Source organism: Pseudomonas sp. QE6 (assembly GCF_041379005.1).
Taxonomy (GTDB): Bacteria; Pseudomonadota; Gammaproteobacteria; order Pseudomonadales; family Pseudomonadaceae; genus Pseudomonas.
This window is the reverse complement of record NZ_CP166873.1, coordinates 2389768-2412821: the sequence shown is the minus strand read 5'-3', so window position 1 is coordinate 2412821 and position 23054 is coordinate 2389768. Positions and strand designations below refer to the sequence as shown.

The 23054-nt window shown below is 65.9% G+C and carries 13 protein-coding genes; 7 read left to right on the top strand and 6 right to left on the bottom strand.

Going from position 1 to position 23054, the window contains the following annotated elements:
* Positions 1–33: 33 nt before the first annotated feature.
* A complete protein-coding gene (locus ACAW63_RS11085) occupies positions 34–1386 on the bottom strand; it encodes a TolC family outer membrane protein (protein WP_371233661.1) in 1353 nt (450 codons plus the stop codon).
* Positions 1387–1728: 342 nt separating this feature from the next.
* Here ACAW63_RS11085 and ACAW63_RS11080 point away from each other — a divergent pair, with 342 nt between their 5' ends.
* Both ACAW63_RS11080 and ACAW63_RS11075 read left to right on the top strand, forming a co-directional pair.
* Positions 1729–12480 (top strand): retention module-containing protein, encoded by a 10752-nt coding sequence (locus ACAW63_RS11080; RefSeq protein WP_371233659.1) that lies wholly within the window; start codon positions 1729–1731, stop codon positions 12478–12480.
* A 114-nt stretch (positions 12481–12594) separates the two neighbouring features.
* On the top strand, positions 12595–12927 hold the full coding sequence (locus tag ACAW63_RS11075) for a tryptophan synthase subunit beta (RefSeq protein WP_371233657.1): 333 nt from the start codon (positions 12595–12597) through the stop codon (positions 12925–12927).
* Between the two features lie 554 nt (positions 12928–13481).
* Here ACAW63_RS11075 and lapD read toward each other — a convergent pair.
* The 3 genes from lapD to ACAW63_RS11060 all read right to left on the bottom strand — a co-directional run bounded on the left by lapD (position 13482) and on the right by ACAW63_RS11060 (position 18249).
* Complete coding sequence (gene lapD, locus ACAW63_RS11070) at positions 13482–15425, bottom strand: cyclic di-GMP receptor LapD (RefSeq protein WP_371233656.1); 1944 nt, start codon at positions 15423–15425, stop codon at positions 13482–13484.
* A 15-nt stretch (positions 15426–15440) separates the two neighbouring features.
* Positions 15441–16139 (bottom strand): cysteine protease LapG, encoded by a 699-nt coding sequence (lapG, locus tag ACAW63_RS11065; protein WP_371233654.1) that lies wholly within the window; start codon positions 16137–16139, stop codon positions 15441–15443.
* A gap of 136 nt (positions 16140–16275) precedes the next feature.
* Entirely contained in the window at positions 16276–18249 is a 1974-nt protein-coding gene (locus ACAW63_RS11060; protein ID WP_371233652.1) for an alkyl/aryl-sulfatase, read from the bottom strand.
* A gap of 98 nt (positions 18250–18347) precedes the next feature.
* Here ACAW63_RS11060 and ACAW63_RS11055 point away from each other — a divergent pair, with 98 nt between their 5' ends.
* Positions 18348–19259 carry a LysR family transcriptional regulator gene (locus tag ACAW63_RS11055; protein WP_371233651.1) on the top strand — a complete coding sequence of 304 codons (912 nt, stop codon included), beginning with the start codon at positions 18348–18350 and terminating at the stop codon, positions 19257–19259.
* 10 nt (positions 19260–19269) lie between these two features.
* Here the strand turns inward: ACAW63_RS11055 and ACAW63_RS11050 are convergent, their stop codons facing one another.
* The gene (locus tag ACAW63_RS11050; RefSeq protein ID WP_371233650.1) at positions 19270–19446 is read right to left on the bottom strand and encodes a hypothetical protein; all 177 of its coding nucleotides are present in this window, start codon (positions 19444–19446) and stop codon (positions 19270–19272) included.
* 122 nt (positions 19447–19568) lie between these two features.
* Complete coding sequence (locus tag ACAW63_RS11045; protein ID WP_371233649.1) at positions 19569–19826, bottom strand: DUF1145 domain-containing protein; 258 nt, start codon at positions 19824–19826, stop codon at positions 19569–19571.
* A 247-nt stretch (positions 19827–20073) separates the two neighbouring features.
* Between ACAW63_RS11045 and ACAW63_RS11040 the strand changes: the two genes are divergently transcribed.
* From ACAW63_RS11040 to ACAW63_RS11025, 4 genes are all read left to right on the top strand, one after another.
* The gene (locus tag ACAW63_RS11040) at positions 20074–21150 is read left to right on the top strand and encodes a DUF2157 domain-containing protein (RefSeq protein WP_371233646.1); all 1077 of its coding nucleotides are present in this window, start codon (positions 20074–20076) and stop codon (positions 21148–21150) included.
* Positions 21147–21992, top strand: coding sequence for a DUF4824 family protein (locus tag ACAW63_RS11035; protein ID WP_371233644.1), 846 nt, complete (start codon positions 21147–21149; stop codon positions 21990–21992). Before ACAW63_RS11040 ends, ACAW63_RS11035 begins: the two co-directional genes overlap by 4 nt.
* Before the next feature lie 99 nt (positions 21993–22091).
* Positions 22092–22322 carry a cysteine-rich CWC family protein gene (locus tag ACAW63_RS11030; RefSeq protein WP_371233642.1) on the top strand — a complete coding sequence of 77 codons (231 nt, stop codon included), beginning with the start codon at positions 22092–22094 and terminating at the stop codon, positions 22320–22322.
* Positions 22322–23017 (top strand): pseudouridine synthase, encoded by a 696-nt coding sequence (locus tag ACAW63_RS11025; RefSeq protein ID WP_371233641.1) that lies wholly within the window; start codon positions 22322–22324, stop codon positions 23015–23017. Before ACAW63_RS11030 ends, ACAW63_RS11025 begins: the two co-directional genes overlap by 1 nt.
* Positions 23018–23054: the final 37 nt, after the last annotated feature.

Genomic DNA, 23054 nt, shown 5'->3' with positions numbered 1-23054 from the left:
TAGGTTGGGGCTGGCTTGGGGCCGGAGACCTGATCAGTTCAGGCCCGGCAGCTGGACTTGCGGCTTGAGGTCGGTGCTCACCACGGTCGCCATCGGCGCCACCACGCCCTGGCTCTTGAGCAGCTCGCCCAGAGTGGCCTTGATGCGGTACTGGGTGAACAGCTCGGTGTACTTCAGGTCGACGGCGCGACGCGACGCGTTGAACAGTTCGTTCTCGCTGTCCAGCAGGTCGAGCAGGGTGCGCTCGCCGATGGTGAACTGCTGCTGGTAGGCCTCGCGCACACGGGTGCTGTAGTCCACGTACTGACGGGCGATCGGCAGCTGCTCGCGGGCGTTTTCCAGGGCGTTCCAGGACAAGCCGAGTTCCTCGTTCAACTGGCGCAGGGCGTTGTTGCGAATATCCAGTGCCTGGGTGGCCTGGTACGACTTGGCTTCCAGCTCGGCCTTGTTGCTGCCGCCGGCGAACAGGTTGTAGCGCATGCGCAGCATGGCCTGCCATTCGTTGTTGTGGCCCGGATCGCCATCGATGTTGTTATCGGCACCGCGGGAAAGTTCTGCATCGAATCTCGGATAGAAGGTCGACTTCGCCGCTTCGTACTGCTTCTCCGCCGCCGCCACGTCCGACTCCGCCGAACGCAGGATCGGACTGTTTTCCAGCAGTTGGCGGCGCGCCGCCTGCAGGTCCGCCGGCAGTTGGCCGTTCAGGCCGGAGGGGTCGGCCAGGTCCACCGGCTCGCTGCCCACCACGCTGAAGTAGTTGGTGCGGGCATCGGCCAGGTTGGTCTTTTCGGTGAACAGGTTGTTCTGGGCCTGGGCCAGGCGTGCCTCGGCCTGGTCCTGGTCGGCCAGGCGACCGACGCCGCGCGCGCTGCGCAGGCTGATCTGGTCGTACACCTGCTGGTGGCGCTTCAGGTTGGCTTCGGCCAGACGGACCATCTCCTGGCGGCGCAGCACGTCGGTGTAGACCTGGGCCACTTCCAGCGCGGTGCGCTCGGAGGTGCCGAGCAGCGCGTAGGCGCGGGAGTTCACGGTGGCCTGCTGGCGCCCCACTTCGCTGGAGGTGGCGAAGCCGTCGAACACCATCTGCTGCAGGCGCAGACTGGACTCGCCACGGTTCATGGTTTTCCAGTGGTCATTGCCCTCGGCCCGGGTGCTGGGCGAGTCGGTGCCTTCGCGACCGTAGCCACCGAGCAGGTCAACCGACGGCAGATAGCCACCCTGGGCGGCGCGCAGCTGCTTGTCGGCGGCCAGCCGGCTGTTCACGCCAGCCTGGATTTCCGGGTGGTAGTCGATGGCCTTCTGCATCGCCTGGTTGAGCGTATCGGCATGGGCGGGAAGCACGAATGACAGGGCAAAGGGCACTACTTGAGCGAATCGCAGACGCATGAGGAAAACATCCTTATCAGTGAGATTGCGGCAGCGATTCGATTGCCGCAAAGCGCGTCAAAAGACCGGCGAATACGCTGCAAGGACCCATCGAGAAACGTGACCCATTTCACGAAAAATATTTTGGACAGCACTTCGATATCAAAGTGACATCGATTTGCCAATTGTTTAGGATGGCACGCGAATGGTCAATAGATTGGCATATAAGCAATTTCGTTTTGACATAAAGCCAATTTGCTGACGCCAAATATTTCGCTCTGAATGACAAGGAATGCCCCTGGCGCCGATACGGAAAACGGCCGCCCGGCCGGCACACCAGGTAAGCCTCATCAGGAGAAGTGCATGAGCAGCGTCGTCGCCGTCGTCAAAAGCATCATCGGGCAAGTAGTCGCGGTATCTCCCGAAGGCGCCCAGCGCGTCTTGGTCGAGGGTGACCGCATCTACCAGGGTGAGCAGCTGGTCACGGGCGCCGCCGGCGCCGTGACCCTGGATACCGGCAACGGCCGCGTGGTCGACCTGGGCCGCGACAGCCAGTGGAGCGGCACCGACCAGCCGCACGTGGCGCCCGCGCACGCGCAGGCACAACTCTCCGTACCGAGCACCGAGGACCTGCAGAAAGCCATCGCCGCCGGCCTCGACCCGACCCAGACCCTTGCCCCCACCGCGGCCGGTCCGACCGCGTCCACCGGCGGCTCCGGCGCTGCAGGCGGCGGCCACAGCTTCGTGATGCTCGGCGAGACGGGTGGCCGGGTCGACCCGAACATCGGCTTCTCCACCTCCAACGACGGCCAAGCCTTCGGCCGGCAGCAGCAGGAGCTGGGCGGGCAAAGCCAGCGCGGGCCGAACCACGACCCGCGAGGCCAGGACACCACCCTTCGCACCGATGAAGACACCCCGGTCAGCGGTCGCCTGCGCGCCAACGACCCGGACGGCAATCCGCTGCGCTTCGACCTGGGCGACGCCCCGCGCAACGGCACCGTCGTGGTCAACGCCGACGGCACCTACACCTACACCCCCGGACAGAACTTCAACGGCAACGACAGCTTCACCGTGGTGGTCGATGACGGCCAGGGCGGCCGCGACACCATCACCGTCAACGTTGGCGTCACCCCGGTGAACGATGCACCGGAGGCCGCCAACGACGGCCCCGTCGCCGTCACCGAAGACACCCCGGCCGCCGGCAACGTGCTGACCAATGACCACGACGTCGACGGCGATGCCCTGACCGTCACCGGCTTCAGCTTCGGCGGCAGCAACTACGCCGCAGGCCAGACCGCCACCCTCAATGGTGTGGGTTCGCTGGTGATCAATGCCGACGGCAGCTTCACCTTCACCCCGGCGCAGAACTACAACGGCCCGGTGCCGAGCGCCACCTACACCGTCAGTGACGGCCGGCTGACCGATACCGCGCAGCTGAACTTCGGCGATGTCAGCCCGGTGAACGATGCACCGGTCACTGCCGACCAGTCGCAGACCACCGCGGAAGACACCCCGGTCACGGGCCAGATCGTCGCCACCGATGTGGATCAGGACACGCTCAGCTACACCCTGAAGCCGGGCACTGAACCGGCTCACGGCACCCTGGTGCTGAACCCGGCGACCGGCGAGTACACCTACACCCCGAGCAAGGACTACAACGGCAGCGACAGCTTCACCGTGGTGGTGAGTGATGGCAAAGGTGGCTCGGTCGAATCGGTGGTCAACCTAACCGTGACTCCGGTGAACGATGCACCGGTCACTGCCAACCAGTCGCAGACCACCGCGGAAGACACCCCGGTCACGGGCCAGATCGTCGCCACCGATGTGGATCAGGACACGCTCAGCTATACCCTGAAGCCGGGCACTGAACCGGCTCACGGCACCCTGGTGCTGAACCCGGCGACCGGCGAGTACACCTACACCCCAGCCAAGGACTACAACGGCAGCGACAGCTTCACCGTGGTGGTGAGCGATGGCAAAGGCGGCTCGGTCGAGTCGGTGGTCAACCTCAACGTCACCCCGGTAAACGACGCGCCGGTCGCCCGGAACGATGGTCCGATCTCGGTGACTGAGGACGCCCCGGCCGCCGGCAACGTGCTGGCCAATGACAGCGATGCCGACGGCGACAAGCTGACCGTCACCGGCTTCAACTTCGGTGGCAAGGACTACGCCGCCGGCCAGACCGCAACTATCCAGGGCGTCGGCAGCCTCGTCATCAATGGCGACGGCAGCTTCACCTTCACGCCGGCCCAGGACTACAACGGTCCGGTGCCGAGCGCGACCTACACTGTCAGCGACGGCAGCGCCATCGACACCGCGCAGCTCGACTTCGCCGACGTCACCCCGGTGGACGACGCATCGGTACTGGTTGCCGACACCGACAGCGTCGCCGAGGACACCCCGGCCGCCGGTAGCGTGCTGAGCAACGACCACGATGTGGACAACACGCTGAGCGTCACTGGTTTCAGCATCGATGGCGTACAGGGCAGCTTCACCGCCGGACGAACCGCGAACATCGGCGGCGTCGGCTCGCTGGTGATCAATGCCGACGGCAGCTACATCTTCACCCCAGTGCAGGACTACAACGGCGCGGTGCCCGAAGTTACCTACACCACCAACACCGGCAGCAGCTCCACGCTGAACATCAGCGTCACGCCGGTGAACGATGCGCCGGTAGCCCTGAACGACGGCCCGGTAGCGGTCACCGAAGACACCCCGGCTGCCGGCAACGTACTGACCAACGATAGTGACTTCGACGGCGATGCCCTGACCGTCACCAGCTTCAGCTTCGGCGGCAACAGCTATGCCGCTGGCCAGACCGCGACCATCAACGGCGTTGGCAGCCTCGTCATCAAGGGCGACGGCAGCTTCGCCTTCACCCCGGAAGCGAACTACAACGGCCCGGTACCGAGTGCTACTTACACCGTCACCGATGGCTCGCTGACCGCCACGGCCGACCTGAAATTCGCCGATGTCACTCCGGTGAACGATGCACCGATCGCCCTGAACGACGGCCCGGTAGCGGTCACCGAAGACACCCCGGCTACCGGCAACGTACTGACCAACGACAGTGACGTCGACGGCGATGCCCTGACCGTCACCGGCTTCAGCTTCGGCGGCAACAGCTATGCCGCTGGCCAGACCGCGACCATCAACGGCGTTGGCAGCCTCGTCATCAAGGGCGACGGCAGCTTCGCCTTCACCCCGGAAGCGAACTACAACGGCCCGGTACCGAGTGCTACTTACACCGTCACCGATGGCTCGCTGACCGCCACGGCCGACCTGAAATTCGCCGATGTCACTCCGGTGAACGATGCACCGATCGCCCAGAACGACGGCCCGGTAGCGGTCACCGAAGACACCCCGGCTACCGGCAATGTGCTGACCAATGACAGCGATGTCGATGGCGACAAGCTGACCGTTACCGGCTTCAGCTTCGGCGGCAACAACTACGCAGCAGGCCAGACCGCCACCCTCCAGGGCGTCGGCAGCCTCGTCATCAATGGCGACGGCAGCTTCGTCTTCACCCCGGAAGCGAACTACAACGGCCCGGTGCCGAGCGCCACTTACACCCTCACGGACGGCTCGCTGACCGCCACGGCTGACCTGAGCTTCACCGACGTCACCCCGGTTAACGACGCCCCGGAAACCGCCGACCAGTCCAATACCACTGCCGAAGACACGCCGGTCAACGGTCAGATCGTCGCCACTGACGTCGACCACGATACTCTCAGCTACACCCTGAAACCGGGTGCCGAACCGGCCCACGGCAGCCTGGTGCTGAACCCCGCCACCGGTGAATACACCTACACCCCGGCCAAGGACTACAACGGCACCGACACCTTCACTGTGGTCGTCAGCGACGGTAACGGTGGCGTGGTGGAGTCGGTGGTCAACGTCAACGTGACGCCAGTGAACGACGCCCCGGAAACCGCCGACCAGTCCAAGACCACAGCCGAAGACACGCCGGTCAACGGTCAGATCGTCGCCACCGACGTCGACCACGACACTCTCAGCTACACCCTGAAACCGGGTGCCGAACCGACCCACGGCAGCCTGGCGCTGAACCCGGCCACCGGTGAGTACACCTACACCCCGGCCAAGGACTACAACGGCACCGATACCTTCACCGTGGTCGTCAGCGACGGCAACGGTGGCACCGTCGAATCGGTGGTCAATCTCACCGTCACTCCGGTGAATGACGCGCCGGTCGCCCTGAACGACGGTCCGGGCGCCGTCACCGAAGACACCCAGACCAGCGGCAACGTGCTGACCAACGATAATGATGTCGATGGCGACAAGCTGACCGTTACCGGCTTCAGCTTCGACGGCAACAACTACGCCGCCGGTCAGACCGCCACCCTCCAGGGTGTCGGCAGCCTCGTCATCAATGGCGACGGCAGCTTCACCTTCACCCCGGCGCCGAACTACAACGGCCCGGTGCCGACCGCCACCTACACCGTCAGCGACGGCCAGTTGAGCTCCAGCGCCGAACTCAGCTTCGCCGATGTCAGCCCGGTGGACGATCCGTCGGTTCTGACCCCGGATAGCAAAACCGTCGCCGAAGACAACCCGGCCACCGGCAACGTGCTGACCAACGACCACGACGTGGACAACGCCCTCAGCGTCGCCAGCTTCAGCATCAGCGGCGTCACCGGTAGCTTCAACGCCGGCCAGAGCGCAACCATCAGCGGCGTCGGCAGCTTCACCCTGGGCAGCGACGGTGATTACAGCTTCACTCCGGCCGCGAACTGGAACGGTTCGGTCCCGCAGATCACCTACACCACCAGCACCGGCAGCAGCTCGACGCTGAATATCACCGTCACTCCGGTGAACGACGCACCGGTCGCCCTGAACGACGGTCCGGGCGCCGTCACCGAAGACGCCCAGGCCAGCGGCAACGTGCTGACCAACGACAGCGACGTCGACGGCGACGCCCTGACCGTCACCGGCTTCAGCTTCGGCGGTAACGACTACGCCGCCGGCGATACCGCGACGATCAACGGCGTAGGCTCGCTGGTGATCAACGGCAACGGCAGCTTCACCTTCACTCCGGCCCAGGACTACAACGGCCCGGTGCCAACCGCCACCTATACCGTCAGCGACGGCCAGTTGAGCTCCAGCGCCGAACTCAGCTTCGCCGATGTCAGCCCGGTGGACGATCCGTCGGTTCTGACCCCGGATAGCAAAACCATCGCCGAAGACAACCCGGCCACCGGCAACGTGCTGACCAACGACCACGACGTGGACAACGTCCTCAGCGTCGCCAGCTTCAGTATCGCGGGCGTCACCGGCAGCTTCACCGCCGGCAGCACTGCCACCATCGCCGGCGTGGGTGAGTTCAGCCTGGACAGCGATGGCCAGTACCGCTTCACACCGGTGGCGGACTGGAACGGCTCAGTCCCGCAGATCAGCTACACCACCAATACCGGCAGCAGCTCCACGCTGGACATCACCGTCACCCCGGTGCAGGACAAGCCGGTCGCCAACGACGATCACTTCACCATCGCCGAAGACACCCCGCTGAGCTTCAACATCGGCGACCTCAGCGCGCTCACCGGCAACGACACCGATGCCGATGGCGACCATCTCTCCGTCTACATGGTCAGCAGCCCGGTGAACGGCACGCTCGACATCGTCGGCGGCCAGTTGGTCTTCACCCCGACGGCCAACTACAGCGGCCCGGCCTCCTTCACCTATGGGATTCACGACGGCAACGGCAACGTCGCCACCGGTACCGTGCATATCACCGTCACTGCGGTGGATGACCCCTCCGTGCTGGTCGCCGACACTGGCAGCGCAGAAGAAGACCACTCCGCCACGGGCAACGTGCTGAGCAACGATTCGGACGTCGACAACCTGCTGAGTGTTGCCAGCTTCAGCATCGCCGGCCTGTCCGGCAGCTATGCCGCCGGCTCCGTGGTCAATATCGCCGGCAAGGGCGAGTTCACCCTGGGCGCCGACGGCCAGTACAGCTTCACCCCGCAGCCCGACTGGAACGGTGCGGTGCCCCAGGTCACCTACACCACCAATACCGGCTTCAGCAGCACCCTGGACGTCAGCATCACCCCGGTCAACGATGCGCCAGTGGCGCACGATGATCACTTCACCATCGCCGAAGACACGCCGCTGACCTTCAACTTTGGCGACTTCGGCGCTCTGACCGGCAACGACACCGATGTAGACGGCGATCACCTCTCCGTCTACATGCTCAGCAGCCCGGTGAACGGCACGTTCGACATCGTCGGCGGCCAGCTGATCTTCACCCCGGCGCCGAACTTCACCGGTCAGGCCTCCTTCACCTATGGCGTCCATGACGGCCACGGCGGCATCGACACCGCCACCGTCTACATCAACGTCACCCCGGTGAACGATGCTCCCAGCACCGCCGACCAGGCCGTCAACGGGCCGGAAGACACCCCGATCCCCGGCCAGATCCCGGCCAGCGACATCGACGGCGATACCCTCAGCTACGCCGTGGTCAGCGGCAAGGAACCGGCCAACGGCACCTTGTCCCTGGACAGCGCCACCGGCCAGTACGTCTATACGCCGAACGCCAACTACCACGGCCCCGACAGCTTCACCGTGGGCATCAGCGATGGCAACGGCGGTTATGTCGAATCCATCGTGACGATCAATGTCACTCCGGTGAACGACGCACCGATCGCCCGCAATGATGGCCCGGTATCAGTTACCGAAGACACCCCGGCCAGCGGCAACGTCCTCACCAACGACAGCGATGTCGACGGCGATGCCCTGAGCGTCACCGGCTTCACCGTCGGCGGCAACAGCTACGCCGCCGGCGATACCGCCACCCTCAGCGGGGTCGGCTCGCTGGTGATCAACAGCAACGGCAGCTTCACCTTCACCCCGGCGCCGAACTACAACGGCCCGGTGCCGACCGCGACCTACACCGTCAGCGACGGCAAGCTCACGGCCACCGCCGACCTCAGCTTCGCCAACGTCACCCCGGTGGACGATCCGTCGGTTCTGAGCCCGGATAGCAAAACCGTTGCCGAAGACACCCCGGCCAGCGGTAACGTGCTGACCAACGACCACGACGTGGATAACCTCCTCAGCGTCGCCAGCTTCAGCATCGCGGGCGTAAACGGCAGCTTCAATGCCGGCCAGAGCGCGACCATCAGCGGCGTCGGCAGCTTCACCCTGAGCGGCGACGGCAACTACAGCTTCACCCCGGAGAAGGACTGGAACGGTGCGGTCCCGGAGATCACCTACACCACCAACACCGGCAGCAGCTCGACGCTGAACATCACCGTCACGCCGGTGAACGATGCGCCGGTTGCCAACGTCGACAGCGCCACCGTCAATGAGGACAGCTCGGTCACCCTCGACGTGCTGCACAACGACGCCGACGTGGACGGCGACCCTCTGATCGTCACCGGGGCCAGCGCCGGCAACGGCAGCCTGGTGATCAATGCCGACGGCACCGTCACCTACACGCCGAAGGCCAACTTCAGCGGCACCGACACCATCACCTACAGCATCAGCGATGGCAACGGCGGTACCTCCACCTCGACGGTGAACGTGACCGTCATCGCCGTGGCGGACAAGCCGAACCTCAGCCTGGATAGCAGCACCGGCCATCCGCCGGCCACCGGCCTGACCCTGGAAAGCTGGACGGGCCTGGCGCTGGGTAGCAACGGCAGCGGTGCCGCACCTTCCACCCTGCAATCGGTCATCGATGGCGCCGGTACGCCCAACAGCAACGGCTCGATCAACAGCGTGAACAACGCCAGCGTCAGCGCCGGCACCGCCAACAAGGTCAGCGGCCTGATCTTCCTCGAGGCCGGCCACACCTACACCTTCAGCGGCATGGGCGATGACAGCATCCGCCTGGTCGTCGGCGGCACTAACGTCGCCGAAGCCACCTGGGGCGGCACCGGTGGCCAGTTCAGCGGCACTTTCACGCCCACCGAAAGCGGCTACTACAGCCTCGCCCTCTACCAGCACAACCAGAGCGGCCCGGGCAGCTACGACCTGAAAATGTCCGACAACGGCAGTGCGGCGCAGACCCTCGGCACCGGCAACGCGCTGGTCTACCACAACACCGGCGAGCTGACCGGCGCGGGCGAGCGCCTGGGCGACCTGGTCGGCAGCAATGGCCAGGGGCACTACACCGTCTTCGGGCCCAACGAAGGCAACGAAGACACCAGCATCCCGCTGTCGAAGATCAATGCGGCGCTGGTCGATACCGACGGTTCGGAAAGCCTGTCGATCAGCATCAGTGGCATCCCCAATGGGGCCACCCTGAGCGACGGCACCCACAGCTTCACCGCCGACGCCAGCGGCGGCAGCGTGGACGTCACCGGCTGGAACCTCTCCAACCTGACCTTCACCCCGCCGAGCAATGCCAACGGCACCATCACCCTGCAGGTGAACGCCACCTCCACCGAGGCAAGCAACCACGACCAGGCGACCACCACCCTGCCGCTGGACATCCGGGTGCATGCGGTCAACGACGCCCCCGGCGGCACCGACAACAGCATCACCCTCAACGAAGACGGCAGCCGCACCTTCAACGCCGCCGACTTCGGCTTCACTGACGTGGACCAGGGCGACAGCCTGAGCGCCGTACGCATCGACGGCCTGCCGACCGCCGGCAGCCTGACCCTCAACGGCGTCGCCGTGATCGCCGGCCAGGTGATCGCCGCCAGCCAGTTGGGCGGCCTGGTATTCACCCCGGAGTCCAACGCCAGCGGCAGCCATTACGCCGACTTCACCTTCTCGGTGAAGGACAGCGCCGGCGCCTTCGACCCGACGCCGAACACCATCACCCTGAACGTCAACTCGGTGAACGACGCGCCGCTGTCGGCGGATGCCACGGCCAGCATCTATATCGGCAAGACCTACACCTTCGGGCTGAACGACTTCGCCTTCAACGACAGCGCGGACGGCCAGTCCCAGGGCATGCAGGCCGTCATCATCAAGGCCCTGCCCGATACGGGCACCCTGTGGCTCGACGGCAGCAAGGTCGTCGCCGGCCAGGCCATCGCCCCCAGCGCCATCGCCGGCGGCAAGCTGACCTTCGTACCGGACGCCGCGGGCAGTAACGCGCACTTCGACTTCGCCGTGCAGGACGGCGGCGGCACCGCCAACGGTGGCGTAGATACCTCGGCGACCCACGGCTTCGACATCCGTGTCGGCCAGGTACAGATCCCCGGCACCGATCCCAACGGCGACAACATCCTGACCGGCGGCCCGGGCGACGACGTGATCCTGGGCGATGTGGGCGGCACCCTGACCGTCACCCAGCCGGGCACCAACTACAACATCGCCCTGATCGTCGATACCTCCGGCAGCATGGGCTACAACCTTGCAGGAGTCTCCGGCACGGCCTACGCCGACTCGCGGATGAAGCTGGTCAAGGACGCACTGATCAACCTCGCCAACCAGCTCAAGGGCCACGACGGGGTGATCAATATCGCCCTGATCGGCTTCGACAGTACCGCCAGCATCAAGGTCAGCGTGAATGACCTGACCGATGCCAACATCAAGCTGTTGACCGATGCCATCGGCAACTCGCAGTACGAGGGCCTGCAGGCTGGCGGCGGTACCGACTACCAGGAGGCGTTCGGCCAGGCGGTGAACTGGTTCAACGGGCAGCAGAACGGCAACGAGAACGTCACGCTGTTCCTCACCGACGGCGACCCGACCGAGTCCACCGGCAGCGGCACCCTGATGCAGAACACCACGCAGGCCTTCGCCGGCCTGTCGGCGCTCAGCGAGGTCCGCGCGATCGGCATCGGCACCAACGTCAACGAAGCCACGCTCAAGTACTTCGACAACACCTCGGTCACAGGCACTGGTTCGGTGACCTACTACAAGGGCACCACCCTGTTCGACTTCGAGGGCAGTACCGCTTTGCCCAGCGGATGGACCGGGCACACCGATGGCAACGGCTCGGTCAGCATCAGCGGCGGCAAGCTGCAAATGATGGACACCCACGTGAAGAGCGGCTCCAGCACCGTCGTGAGCTCGAACCTGACGGTTGCTCAGGGCAAAACCTCGACCTTCAGCTTCGACCTGGTCAAGAACATGATGAAGGGCGACCAGTTCACCTGGACGTTGGAGAAGCAGAAGGCCGACGGTAGCTGGGGCCAGGTCGACCAGGACACCCTCGACTCCAACGATAACGGCGGCACCCTCACCACCATTGCCGTAGGCGCGGGCACCTATCGCCTCGAATTCGAGCTCAACGACAACAGCGACAAGGGCAAGGACAATAACGCCACCGTCACCATCGACAACATCTCGCGCAACGACCAGGTCGCAGCCCCGGTCGGCCAGGTCGATATCGTCACCCAGGCCAACCAGCTCAATGCCGCCCTGCACGGCGGTTCCAGCAGCTCGGACCTCGCGCCCTCGGGCAACGACACCGTCCACGCAGGCTCGGGCAACGACATCGTCTTCGGCGACAGCATCAACACCGACAACCTGCCCTGGGGCGTCAACGGCAACCCGGTCAAACCGGCCGAGCTGCCGGCGGGCTCCGGCGTCAGCGCGCTGTCGGCGTTCCTGGAGCTGAAGAACGGCCACGTGGCGACCTCCGAGGAGATGTACAGCTTCATCAAGGAAAACCACGCGCTGTTCAACGTCGACGGCGACACCCGTGGCGGCAGCGACAACCTCTACGGTGGCGACGGCAACGACATCCTCTACGGCCAGGGCGGCAACGACTTCCTGTTCGGCGAGGGCGGTAACGACATCCTGCTGGGAGGCACCGGCAGCGACCAGCTCACCGGCGGCCAGGGCAACGACATCCTCACCGGCGGTGCGGGTGCCGACACCTTCATCTGGAAGGCCGGCGATATCGGCAACGACACCATCACCGACTTCAATGCCGGTGAAGGCGACCGCATCGACATCAGCGACCTGCTGCCGGATGCCGCGCAGAACGACATCCTCAGCTACCTGAAGGTAGACACCAGCACCTCGACCCTGCAGGTGAGCACCACCGGCCAGGTCAACAGCGGCGCGGACGTCACCATCAAGCTGAGCGGCGTGGACCTGACCAGCTACGGCTCGACCTCCACCGAGATCGTCAACAAACTGGTGGCGGGCTCCGATCCCGTGGTCAAGACTGAGCATCACTGATTCCCCGTTGCCGCCAGGCGACGAAAGAGTCAGTCTCAGCCATCGCGCCAGCGGCGCCATCCTTTGCGATGGCGCCGCTGGCGTACTTTCACATCCGACAATGGGGACGGGTCGATGCTGTACATCCAGCGCAACGCCGAAGGAAAACTGGCGCGCGTCGAAGACGCCGAGTTCGACGGGATGACCGGAACGCTGCCAGCCGACCATCCGGACATCCTGGCCTGGCAGGCCGCCGAGAGCAGCCTGCTGCACCTCAAACAGAGCGACCTGGACATGATCCGGGTGCTGGACGACCTGATCTCGGTGCTGATCGCCAAGGGCGTCATTCGCATCACCGACCTGCCGCCGGCCGCACGCTCCAAGCTGCTCAACCGTACCCAGGCCCGTGAGGCGCTGGGCGGGTTGACCCGGCTGATCAATGACGATGAGGAAACGGGGCTGATCTGAGCCCCGTTTTCATTGGCAGGGAAAGGCACCCTGCAAAACCTGTCGGCGAGGCGCTTTTCTGTAGGAGCGAGCTTGCTCGCGAACAGTTCGCAGGGCAACTCGGGTGTTATCCACCGTCCTGTTCGGTGTTCATGCGTCGCTTCAGCGTGCGCGGGTATTACTTGTTTCGCCCCCTCGGGCGAGTCACTTTCTCAAACGCGAGAAAGTAACCAAAGCGCTTGCCCCTGCATCCGGTTTTTCGCTTAGGCGAAAAATACCCTCGTCGAACCGGAGTTTCAGGGGCACGCCGCGAAGGGCCATCCCTGGCCCATCGCGGCTCTCGCGACATCCATGTCGCTCAACCCCTGAAACTCCGGTCCAACGAGGCCTCCTGAAAGGGGCGGTCCGGAGTGCGTTGAGATTTCGCTGGAAGTCCTAAATAGCCAGAGCCAAGAGCACAGCGCGCTGAATCTGCTTTCGTAGGAGCGGACCTTGTCCGCGAAATCCCTCGCGGATGAATCTGCGCCGACAGGCGAGTACCAGTGTATTGCGCAGGCTCCTAAAAAAGGCAGCAATCACCACGGCGCCGGCCCACCAAACAACTGCCCCTGCGCCCCCTGAATCCCCATCTCGCGCAGCACGCGGAACTCCCCTGCCGTCTCCACCCGCTCGGCGATCAGCGGCAGGTCGATGCTGTGCGCGGCGCGCTGCATGGCTTCGATGAACAGGCGCTTGTCGTTCTCCTGGTCGATGGCGCGGATGTGGCTGCCGTCCACCTTCAGGTAGGCCAGGCCAAGGCGGGCCAGGTTGCCGATCATGCTGAAACGCCCACCGAAATGCTGCAGGCTCAGGCGGTAGCCCAACTCGCGCAGGCGGCGGGTCAGGATTTCCAGCACTGCCTGGGCCGGCAACTGGTCTTCCTCCAGCTCCAGGGTCAGGCGCCCGGCGAACTGCGGGTGCTGGCGCAACAGGTCGAACACCTTCCCGGTGGCCCACTCATCGCGCAGCAGCGCCGCCGACAGGTTCAGCGCGAGCGGCCGGTCGTGGCGGGCCAGGTCGGCGAGCACGCTTTCCAGCATCAGCAGGTCGAGCCGCGCGGTCCAGCCGAAGCGGTCCAGCCAGGGCAGGAAGCGTCCGGCGGCGATGTGGCCGCCCTGCCCGTCCGGCAGGCGCGAGAGCACCTTGTAGTGCAGTATCCGGGTGGGCTCGTTGCAAGCCACCACCGGCTGGAAATACAGCTGGAAGCGCTTGTGGGCCAGGGCCTGGCCCAGCAACTGGTGCCAGGCATGGCGCTCTTCGGCGACCGGGCTCGCACCGCCCTGCAGGAATGCCCAGCAGCGTTCCCCCTCACGCTCGGCCAGGGCCAGCGCCTCATCGGCCAGCACCAGCAGCGCCTGCGCCGACTCACCGGAAACGAAAGGCACCAGCCCCATGCTCGCCACCGGGCTCACATCGCTGGCCCCGGTGCTGGCCAGGGCCGCCAGCATGGTCTCCAGGCGCATCGCCAGGGCAGGCGCGTCCTCGGGCATCAGCCCCGGCGCCAGCATCACGAACTCACCGCCCCGGCTGCGCGCCAGGGTCAGGCCGGCGCCCAGGTCCTGTCCAGCCAGGCGCAGCTGATCGGCCACCGCCTTGAGCAACTGGTCGACACGCTGGCCGCCCAGGCGCTGGTTCAGGCCGGCCAGGTCACGCACCCGCAGGACCAGCAACAGCCCGCTGCCGACCTGGTCCTCGGCGCTCAGACGGGCGTGTAACTGCATATCGAAGAAGCGCCGGTTGCCCAGGCCGGTCAGGCTGTCCAGGTAAGCCTCGTCGCGCAGCCGTTCGCTGCGTTCGGCCTGTTCCTGGAACAGCGCCTTGAGCTTTTCCACCATCTGGTTCATCGCCTGCACCACACGGCGCAGCTCGGGAGTACGCGGCAGCTCGGGCACGCTGAGGAACTCGCGGCGGGCAATGGCGTGGGACTGCTCCACCATGTAGTCCAGTGGCTTCAGTTGGCGGCGCAGCAGGACCGCCCCGAGCACGCCGCTGGCCACCCCGCACAGGGCCAGCCACAGCAGGCTGCCCAGTGCGCTCTGCCAGAGCTTGGCGATGGCGAACATCGGGTGGCTCAGCACCTCGACCCGCGCCGCCTGGGTCCAGCCGCGGCTGACGATGGCGTCACCGCCGGCCGAATGCAGGTCGATCAGCGCAACGAACCACTGCGGCACCCTGGCCGCCACCGCGTCCGGCACGCCGGTGCGCTCGACGATCACCTTGCCGCTGGCCAGGTCGACCACGCGGATGCTCTCGAAGTAGCCGCTGTCGAAGATCGAGCTGACCATCAGCTCGACCATCGCCGGATCATCGATGTTCGGCGTGAGCGACAGCCCCAGCGCCGTCGCGGCGTCCTGGGCGTGGGAGCGCAGCTGGTTGACGTACTGCTCGCGGGAGCTTTCCAGGCTGACCATGAAGCTGCCGCTGAAGGCGACCACCAGGAACAGGCAGATGGCGATGAGCAATTGTTTGAACAGGGACATAGTGTCTCCACGCTCTCATTCGTTCAGGGGAAAGCCTTGGGCTTTCATTTTCTTCAGCAGGTCCTGCCAGCGAGACAGCCGCTTGCTGTCGCCGACCTGCTTGCCGCCGCTGGCGTTGGCCAGCCACAGCCCTTCACCGTTGAAGGCGTACACCGGTTGCAGGTCGGTGCGCTGGCTGGCCGGCAACAGGCTGCCGATCAGGTTGTCCAGCACCAGCGGCACCGCATCGGGGCGGGGGTAGTACGTCAGCACCATGTGCGCCTGGTTCAGGCGCAGCGCCTTGACGTAGGTGATGCGCAGCTTCTGTGCCGGCACGCCGAGATGCCGCAGGCTGATGTACTTGGCGATGGCGAAGTCCTCGCAATCGCCAGCGCCCTTGAGCAGCGCCTCCACCGGCGTCGCCCAGTAGTCCACGTCGCCCCACAGGCTGATGTCGTCGGTGAAGCGCAGTTGCGCGTTGAAGAAGCGGTTAACCGCCTGCAGCTGCTCGCCCTCGGGCAGGCCGCCGGACTCCTCGAGCAGGCGCTGCCAGGCGTCAATACGCGCCCGTCCCTCCCCCAGCGGGCCATAGAGCGATTCGGCGCGCTGCGCGATCAGACGGAAGTCCCAGGCATCCGGTTGCGCGCCGGCCAGCACGGCGAGCGACACCGCCAGCGCCAGGAGCAGGGCTGCGGGCCGATAACGGCGCAACGCACGGATGGAAGGGCTGGACACGATCGCGACTTCTCGACTGCGAAGACGCACGCCTGGCCAGGCGTACGCCGGAGCGGCATGGTGCAAGCTGGTCGCGAAAAAAACAATGGCACAATGCAATCAAGCACTGTGCCATTGTCGGTCCGGCAGGAGGGGATCAGCTCTTCTGCGTCGGGGTGACGATGTCGAACCAGAAGTCGAAGTCGTCGAGCATGCCGAACAGCTTCGCCAGCAGCAGCGGATTGCCCGAGCTCTTGAGCTTGCCCTCGAACACCAGGCGCACTGGCGAGACTTCCTTGAGCAGCAGGCGGTTGAGGTCGGCGCGGTCGATGGTGACGGTCTGCCCGGCACTTTCGCTCTGCACGCCCTTGATGTTGTTCAGGTGCGAGTTCTTCAGCTCCAGCAGGTACTGCTCCTTCACGTCCGGCAGCACCAGGTTGATGCTCAGGTCCTCACCCTCGGCCTTCTGCGCATTCAGGCGCACGCCGAGGTAGTCGAACAGCAGGCCGGTATCCATCGCCGCCAGGGCGTCGGAACTGGTGACCCGCAGCGACGGCTGGTCACGCGGCACGCCGTTGCGCAGCTCCTGCGCGGCCACCAGGTAGCTGTTGCGCCAGCCGGCGTTCTCCGACTGGTAGCCGAGCTGTTCCAGGGCGTCGGCCTGCAGGTCGCGGGCGGCCTGGTTGGACGGATCGGCGAAGACCAGCTTGTTGACCACCTCGACCACCCAGCGGTACTCGCCCTTGTCGTAGGACTGCTTCGCCAGTTGCAGCAGGTGATCGGCGCCGCCCATGAACTCCACGTACTTCTTCGCCGAGTCCTCCGGCGCCATCGGGTTGAGGGTCGCCGGGTTGCCGTCGTAGTAGCCCAGGTACTTGTTCACCACCGCCCGCACGTTGTGGCTGACGCTGCCGTGGTAGCCCCGGTTGTACCACTCGTTGGCCAGCTCCGGCGGCACCTGGAAGCGCTCGTGGATCTGGTTGATGGTCACGCCCTGGTTGGCCAGGTACAGGGTCTGGTCGTTCAGGTAGCCATACAGGTCGCGCTGCTTTTCCAGGGTGCGGACGATATCGTCGTGCCCCCAGCGCGGCCAGTTGTGCGAGGCGAGCAGCACCTCGGCCTTGTCGCCGTAGCGGTGCAGCGCCTCGTTGATGTACTTGCTCCAGCCCAGCGCGTCGCGGGTCTCGGCGCCGCGCAGGGTGTAGAGGTTATGCAGCGTGCCGGTGACGTTCTCGGACATCAGCAACGCCTTTTGCTGCGGCAGCCAGACGTTCATTTCGGCCGGCGACTCGGTGCCCGGGGTATTCTGGAAGGTGACCGGCACGCCGTCGATCTCCAGCTCCTGCAAGTCGCCCTCGATCACCTTGGTCGGCGCCAGGATGCTCAACGGCCCGCGCGCCACGGCCTTGCCGATGGCCATGTCGACCTGGCCCTGCTCGCCCTTGGGCAGCAGGGTGCCGTACTGGAAAGTGGCACGGCGGATCATGGCGTTGCCGGCCAGCACGTTCTCCTTGATCGCCGCTTCCATGAAGCCCTTGGGGGCGATGATCTGCACCTCGCCCTTGTCGACCTGCTCCGGGGTCACCAGCCCCTTCACCCCGCCGAAATGGTCGACGTGGGCGTGGGTATAGATGACCGCGCGGATCGGCTTCTGTCCCAGCTCCTGGCTGACCAGTGCATAGGCCGCCTTGGCCGTGGCCGGGGTGGTCAGGGTGTCGATGACGATCCAGCCGCTCTTGCCCTCGACGAAGGTGATGTTGGCGAGGTCGAAGCCGCGCACCTGGTAGACGCCGTCGACAACCTTGTACAGGCCGTACTTCAAGTTCAGCAGGGCCTGGCGTTGCAGGCTCGGGTTGATGCTGTCGATGTCCTTGCCGGCGTTGAGGAAGTCGTAGCTGCCCAGTTGCCAGGCGATGCTGCCGTCATCGTTCTTGATCACCAGGTTCTCCGGGCGCTTGATCAGCCCCTTCTCCACCCGGTCGAAGTCGGCGCGGTCGGAGAACGGCAGCGACTCGCGCACCTTCTGCTGGGCGGCGATGGTGAACTCGGTGGGCGGCTTGGGCTGCTCGGCGGCGGCGAGCAGGCCGGGGCAGAAGCTGGCCAGCAGAACGGCGGCGGAAAGACGGGACATCGGAGGACTCCGGGATTTTGTTGTTGTGCTCGCACTATGCCGGCCGTCGCGCTAATAATTCCAATGCATTCCAATTTCATAATCCATGCAGGAAGCGCATGAGTGATCTCCGCCAGCTCCGCCATTTCGTCGCCCTCGCCGAACACGGCCATTTCGCCCGCGCCGCCGACGCGGTGAACCTGAGCCAACCCGCCCTGTCGCGGAGCATCCAGGCGCTTGAGGGCCAGTTGAACTGCCAGCTGGTGGATCGCAATCCGCGTGGCGTGACCCTCACCGCCCACGGCCGGCTGGTACTGGAGCACGCCCGCCGCCTGCTGGCCGGCGACCGCGCGCTGAGGAACGCCGTGCTGCAACTGGCGGACCTGGAGACCGGTGAGCTGCGCCTGGGCGCCGGCCCCTTCCCCGCCGCGCGGCTGATGCCGCAGGTGCTCGCGCGCTACAGCAGCGTGCACCCGAAGGTGTCGGTCCTGCTCTCCATCGAGAACTGGAGCGAACTGCACCAGCGCCTGCTGGACGATGAAATCGAACTCTTCATCGCCGACTACCGCGAACTGGAAGGCGACAGCCGCCTCGACATCCTGCCGCTGCGGGTACACCAAAGCGTGCTGTTCTGCCGCCCGGGGCATCCCTTGATCGGCACGAAACCGTCAGTGGAGCGCCTGCTCGACTACCCACTGGCCGGCCCGCGCCTGCCGCGCGACGCCCAGGAGCGCCTGGCCCGGAACCTCGGGCGCGAGCAGCCGCTGAGCGTGCAATGCGACGACGTGCTGATGCTCAAGGAGCTGGTGAAAGGCAGCGACGTACTTTGCCTGGCCACCTGGGACGTGGTGGCCGACGATGTAGAGGCAGGGCGCCTGGCCGTGCTGCCCTGGCCCAACCGCGACGACGCTTCAGCGCGTGGCTCCGCCTACGCCCTGATACGTCACGCCAGTCGCAGCCTGTCGCCGGCGGCCAGCCAGTTCGTCAGTTTATTGCTGGAAGAGGACGCGGCGTTTCGCGCCGCGCCCTGACGGTCAGGGCTCAGCGACTCCAGCCCTCGTAGCGATCGTGATCGCGGTCGTGGTAGTCCCGGCGGTAATCGCGGTGCGGGCGGTCATTCCAGCCTCGGTCATGCCAGCCGCGATCGTGGTCGTATTCGTGAATCACGCAACCGGTCAACGGAAGGATGAGCAGTACAGCAGCGAAGATGCGACGCATGGCGCCTCCTGAAACGAGCCGGCAGCCCCGCGGGAATGCGGGGCGATGATTCTCCCGGTCTCACAGGATCAGACATTTCAGCCAGGCGCCGGTGCGGCTGCGCAAAGTAAAGCTTTGGTAAATCAGCCGTTTACAGTTTCCAGACGGCGCTGACGGCGGCTCTGCAGGTGCAGCACGCCGAACAGCAGGACCTGCAACTGTTCCCCCGGCGAGCGGCGCCGCGCCAGCAGCAGCACCTCGCCGACATGCACCAGCAGCATCACGCCGGACACCCAGAGCAGCGGGCGATGCAACTCGCCGAACGGGTAGACCAGGTTGAGGACGGCGGCGAGCCAGAACATGGCCAGCGCACCCTTGGCGAAGCTCAGCAATTCGGACATGAGGTTGTTTCCCTGTATGAAGGTCGGTGCAGTCTGCCGGCCGCCTCCTCCTCGGCGCTCCTGTCTTTCGACTGGCCGCACATCTCGTTGGGCCCCTCGCTCCCAGAGGTACGCACCGATGCGCTCTTCGTAGGAGCGCCCTTGCTCGCGAACCCTACCCCACACCTCCCCCCGCTGGCTGACCACCTCATGGAAGCCCCCCTGGCATGAGCTAGAGTCCAAGCATCACCCGTCGCAAGGATCGGCCATGCCCGAACTCAGCCACCAGCAGGCGCAGCGCCGCGTCGATGACATCCTGGCCTTCGACCGGGAACTGCGGCGCCTGCACGACGAGGGCGCGCTTACCCTCGACGCCACGCAACGCGAACGCCTGCACGCTCACCAGCAACGCCTGCTCGCCGACTACCGCGCGCGCTTCGACATCGACCGCGACAGCCAGGACCAGCGGCTGTCCCTTGGGATGCGCGTGGCCTCCTTCCTCGGCGCGCTGGCCCTGGCGGCCAGCCTGTTCTTCCTGTTCTACCAGTTCTGGGGGCTGTTCGTGGAAACCGCCCAGGTGGCCGTCCTCATCGCCGCCGCACTGGGCAGCCTGCTGCTGACCCTCGTCCTGCAGCGTCGCGACGCCTCCGGCTACTTCGCCAGGCTCGCGGCCATGCTGGCCTTCGCCTGCCTGGTGCTGAACGTGGTGATGATCGGGCAGATCTTCAACATCACCCCCTCGGACAAGGCCCTGCTGCCCTGGGCCGCCTACGCCCTGCTGCTGGCCTACACCTGCAACGCCCGCCTGCTGCTGGCCGCCGCGCTGATCTGCGTGATGGGCTACGTCGCCGCACGGGTCGGCACCTGGAGCGGCGAGTACTGGCTGGATGTGGGCGAGCGCCCGGAAAACTTCTTCCCCGCCGCCCTGCTGATCTTCCTCGTGCCCTCGCTGGTCGGCCAGGGACGTTTCGACGGCTTCGCCGCGATCTACCGGGTATTCGGCCTGCTCGGGCTGTTCCTGCCGATGCTGGTGCTGGCCAACTGGGGCGGCGGCAGCTACCTGCCGCTGGGCTTCAGCACGGTGGAAAACCTCTACCAGGTGCTCGGCTTCGTCGCCTCGGCGCTGGTCATCTGGCTCGGCGCGCGCCGCGAATGGCCGGAGGTGGTGAACACCGGGCTGACCTTCTTCGTGGTGTTCCTCTACACCAAGTTCTTCGACTGGTGGTGGGCGGTGATGCCCAAGTACCTGTTCTTCCTCGTGCTGGGTCTGTGCGCGGTGCTGATCCTGCTCGTGCTGCGCCGCCTGCGTAACGTCCACGGGCTGCTGGGAGGGAATCAGCCATGAACTGGACCCGCACCCATGCGCTGCTCGGCGGCGTCTCGCTGATCCTGCTGGTCAACGCCGTGGCCCTGGGCGGCGTGGCCTGGAACCGCTCAGGCACGCCGGACAGCCAGTCGCAACTGAGCCAGCGCGAACTGGCGCACAACAGCACCTGGCATAACGAAAACAGCGGCCTGAGCCTGCGCCTGAACTGGCGCTTCCCCAGCGAGGACGAAGGCGCCGGCCCGCACAGCCGCGCCTGGGAGCCGCGCATCACGGCCAAGCAGATGGCCGGACTCGGCTTCCGCATGCCCGAACAGGTGGACGACGACAGCGCCCGCCAGTTCGACCGCCAGCAATCGCGCGCCGCCCTGCTGGTGCTGGAACTGGACGGCCCGCTGTACCAGCGCGAACTGCAACTGGCGCGCAAGCGCCTGGACGAAGCCCGACAGGCTGCCTCCGCGGCGCCGGGCAACCCGAAGCTGGCCTACGAACTCAAGGACAGTCAGAGCGCCCTGAAAAGCGAAGAGAAGTACGCCTCCCGCCTGCTGCTGAAAGACGTCGGCCTCGACCTGCAGGCCCTGCGCCAGCGCTACCCGGACCGCCAGCGCTACCTGATCGTGCATGGCCGGGTGCGACCGATCTCGCTGTTCCACGAACACATCTGGACCCTCGGCGGCACCGCCAGCGCCCTGGGCGTGGACAGCATCAACGTGCCGCAGCGCTGGCGGCAGGCGCTGGAAGAGGACAGCTGGCAGGCGGACGAGGACCGTGAGCGGATGCAGCGCTTCAATGCGCAGATCGCCTTCGGCCAGCGACTGGAGCCCTGGATCGAACGCATCGAGGTCGCGCCGAACGGCTCCTGACCGGCGCCCGCCGCGTCGATCCGAATCCGCTTGCGCAAGGCGCACGGGCGCTGCACCCTGTGCGCCCGCATCGCACCGTCTGCCTCGCACCACCCGGTCATGAACGACGTCACTCCCGATCCCAGCCGCTGCCCGCTCTGCGGCCAGTCCAACCGCTGCACCCAGGCCGACCCGGCGCTGGAAGGCCAGGCGTGCTGGTGTTTCAGCGAGCGCATCGAGCGCAACGCCCTGGAACGCATCCCACCCGAGCTGATCGACCGCGCCTGCCTCTGCCCGCGCTGTGCCGCCGGGCTTGCCCCCCAGGGCCAGGACGCCGACGAGAACCGCTGATGCGCCTGGACCGATTCATCGCCAACCTGCCCCGCTTCAACCGCCAGCAGGCCCGCCAGTTGCTCGCCGAAGGCCGCTTGCGCGTCGATGGCCAGGTGGTGCGCGACGGCCTTCACGAAGTCCGCGAGTTCAGCCGGGTGGAGCTGGACGATGAGCTGCTGCAGGTCGGCAAACCCGCCCGTTACTTCATGCTGCACAAGCCCGCCGGCTGCGTCAGCGCCACCCGCGATGCCGAACACCGCACCGTGCTCGACCTGCTGGACGAGCCGGACAAGCACGAACTGCACATCGGTGGCCGCCTGGACTACAACACCACCGGCCTGCTGCTGATCACCAACGACGGCCAGTGGTCGCGGCGCATGACCCTGCCGGGACGCAAGCTGCCGAAGGTCTATTACGTCGAAACCGAAGACCCCATCGAAGCGCACTACGCGCAGACCTTCGAGCAAGGCCTGTACTTCGCCTTCGAGGACCTCACCACCCTGCCGGCCCAACTGGAAATCCTCGCCCCGCGCGCGGCGCGCCTGACCCTGCACGAAGGCCGCTACCACCAGGTCAAGCGCATGTTCGGCCACTTCCAGAACAAGGTGACGCGCCTGCACCGCGAGAGCATGGGCAGCCTCATGCTCGATCCGGCATTGCAACCCGGCCAGTACCGCGCGCTGACGGCGCAGGAGATTGCCGAACTGGGGTGAGCCTCGCCCCAATGCCGCATGCACGCCCCACGATCAC

What these genes read in the sequence shown, in the direction of transcription:
- ACAW63_RS11085 (WP_371233661.1), bottom strand. Translation starts at nt 1,386, where the DNA reads ATGCGTCTGCGATTCGCTCAAGTAGTGCCCTTTGCCCTGTCATTCGTG.
- ACAW63_RS11080 (WP_371233659.1), top strand. Translation starts at nt 1,729, where the DNA reads ATGAGCAGCGTCGTCGCCGTCGTCAAAAGCATCATCGGGCAAGTAGTC.
- ACAW63_RS11075 (WP_371233657.1), top strand. Translation starts at nt 12,595, where the DNA reads ATGCTGTACATCCAGCGCAACGCCGAAGGAAAACTGGCGCGCGTCGAA.
- lapD (WP_371233656.1), bottom strand. Translation starts at nt 15,425, where the DNA reads ATGTCCCTGTTCAAACAATTGCTCATCGCCATCTGCCTGTTCCTGGTG.
- ACAW63_RS11060 (WP_371233652.1), bottom strand. Translation starts at nt 18,249, where the DNA reads ATGTCCCGTCTTTCCGCCGCCGTTCTGCTGGCCAGCTTCTGCCCCGGC.
- ACAW63_RS11055 (WP_371233651.1), top strand. Translation starts at nt 18,348, where the DNA reads ATGAGTGATCTCCGCCAGCTCCGCCATTTCGTCGCCCTCGCCGAACAC.
- ACAW63_RS11050 (WP_371233650.1), bottom strand. Translation starts at nt 19,446, where the DNA reads ATGCGTCGCATCTTCGCTGCTGTACTGCTCATCCTTCCGTTGACCGGT.
- ACAW63_RS11045 (WP_371233649.1), bottom strand. Translation starts at nt 19,826, where the DNA reads ATGTCCGAATTGCTGAGCTTCGCCAAGGGTGCGCTGGCCATGTTCTGG.
- ACAW63_RS11040 (WP_371233646.1), top strand. Translation starts at nt 20,074, where the DNA reads ATGCCCGAACTCAGCCACCAGCAGGCGCAGCGCCGCGTCGATGACATC.
- ACAW63_RS11035 (WP_371233644.1), top strand. Translation starts at nt 21,147, where the DNA reads ATGAACTGGACCCGCACCCATGCGCTGCTCGGCGGCGTCTCGCTGATC.
- ACAW63_RS11030 (WP_371233642.1), top strand. Translation starts at nt 22,092, where the DNA reads ATGAACGACGTCACTCCCGATCCCAGCCGCTGCCCGCTCTGCGGCCAG.
- ACAW63_RS11025 (WP_371233641.1), top strand. Translation starts at nt 22,322, where the DNA reads ATGCGCCTGGACCGATTCATCGCCAACCTGCCCCGCTTCAACCGCCAG.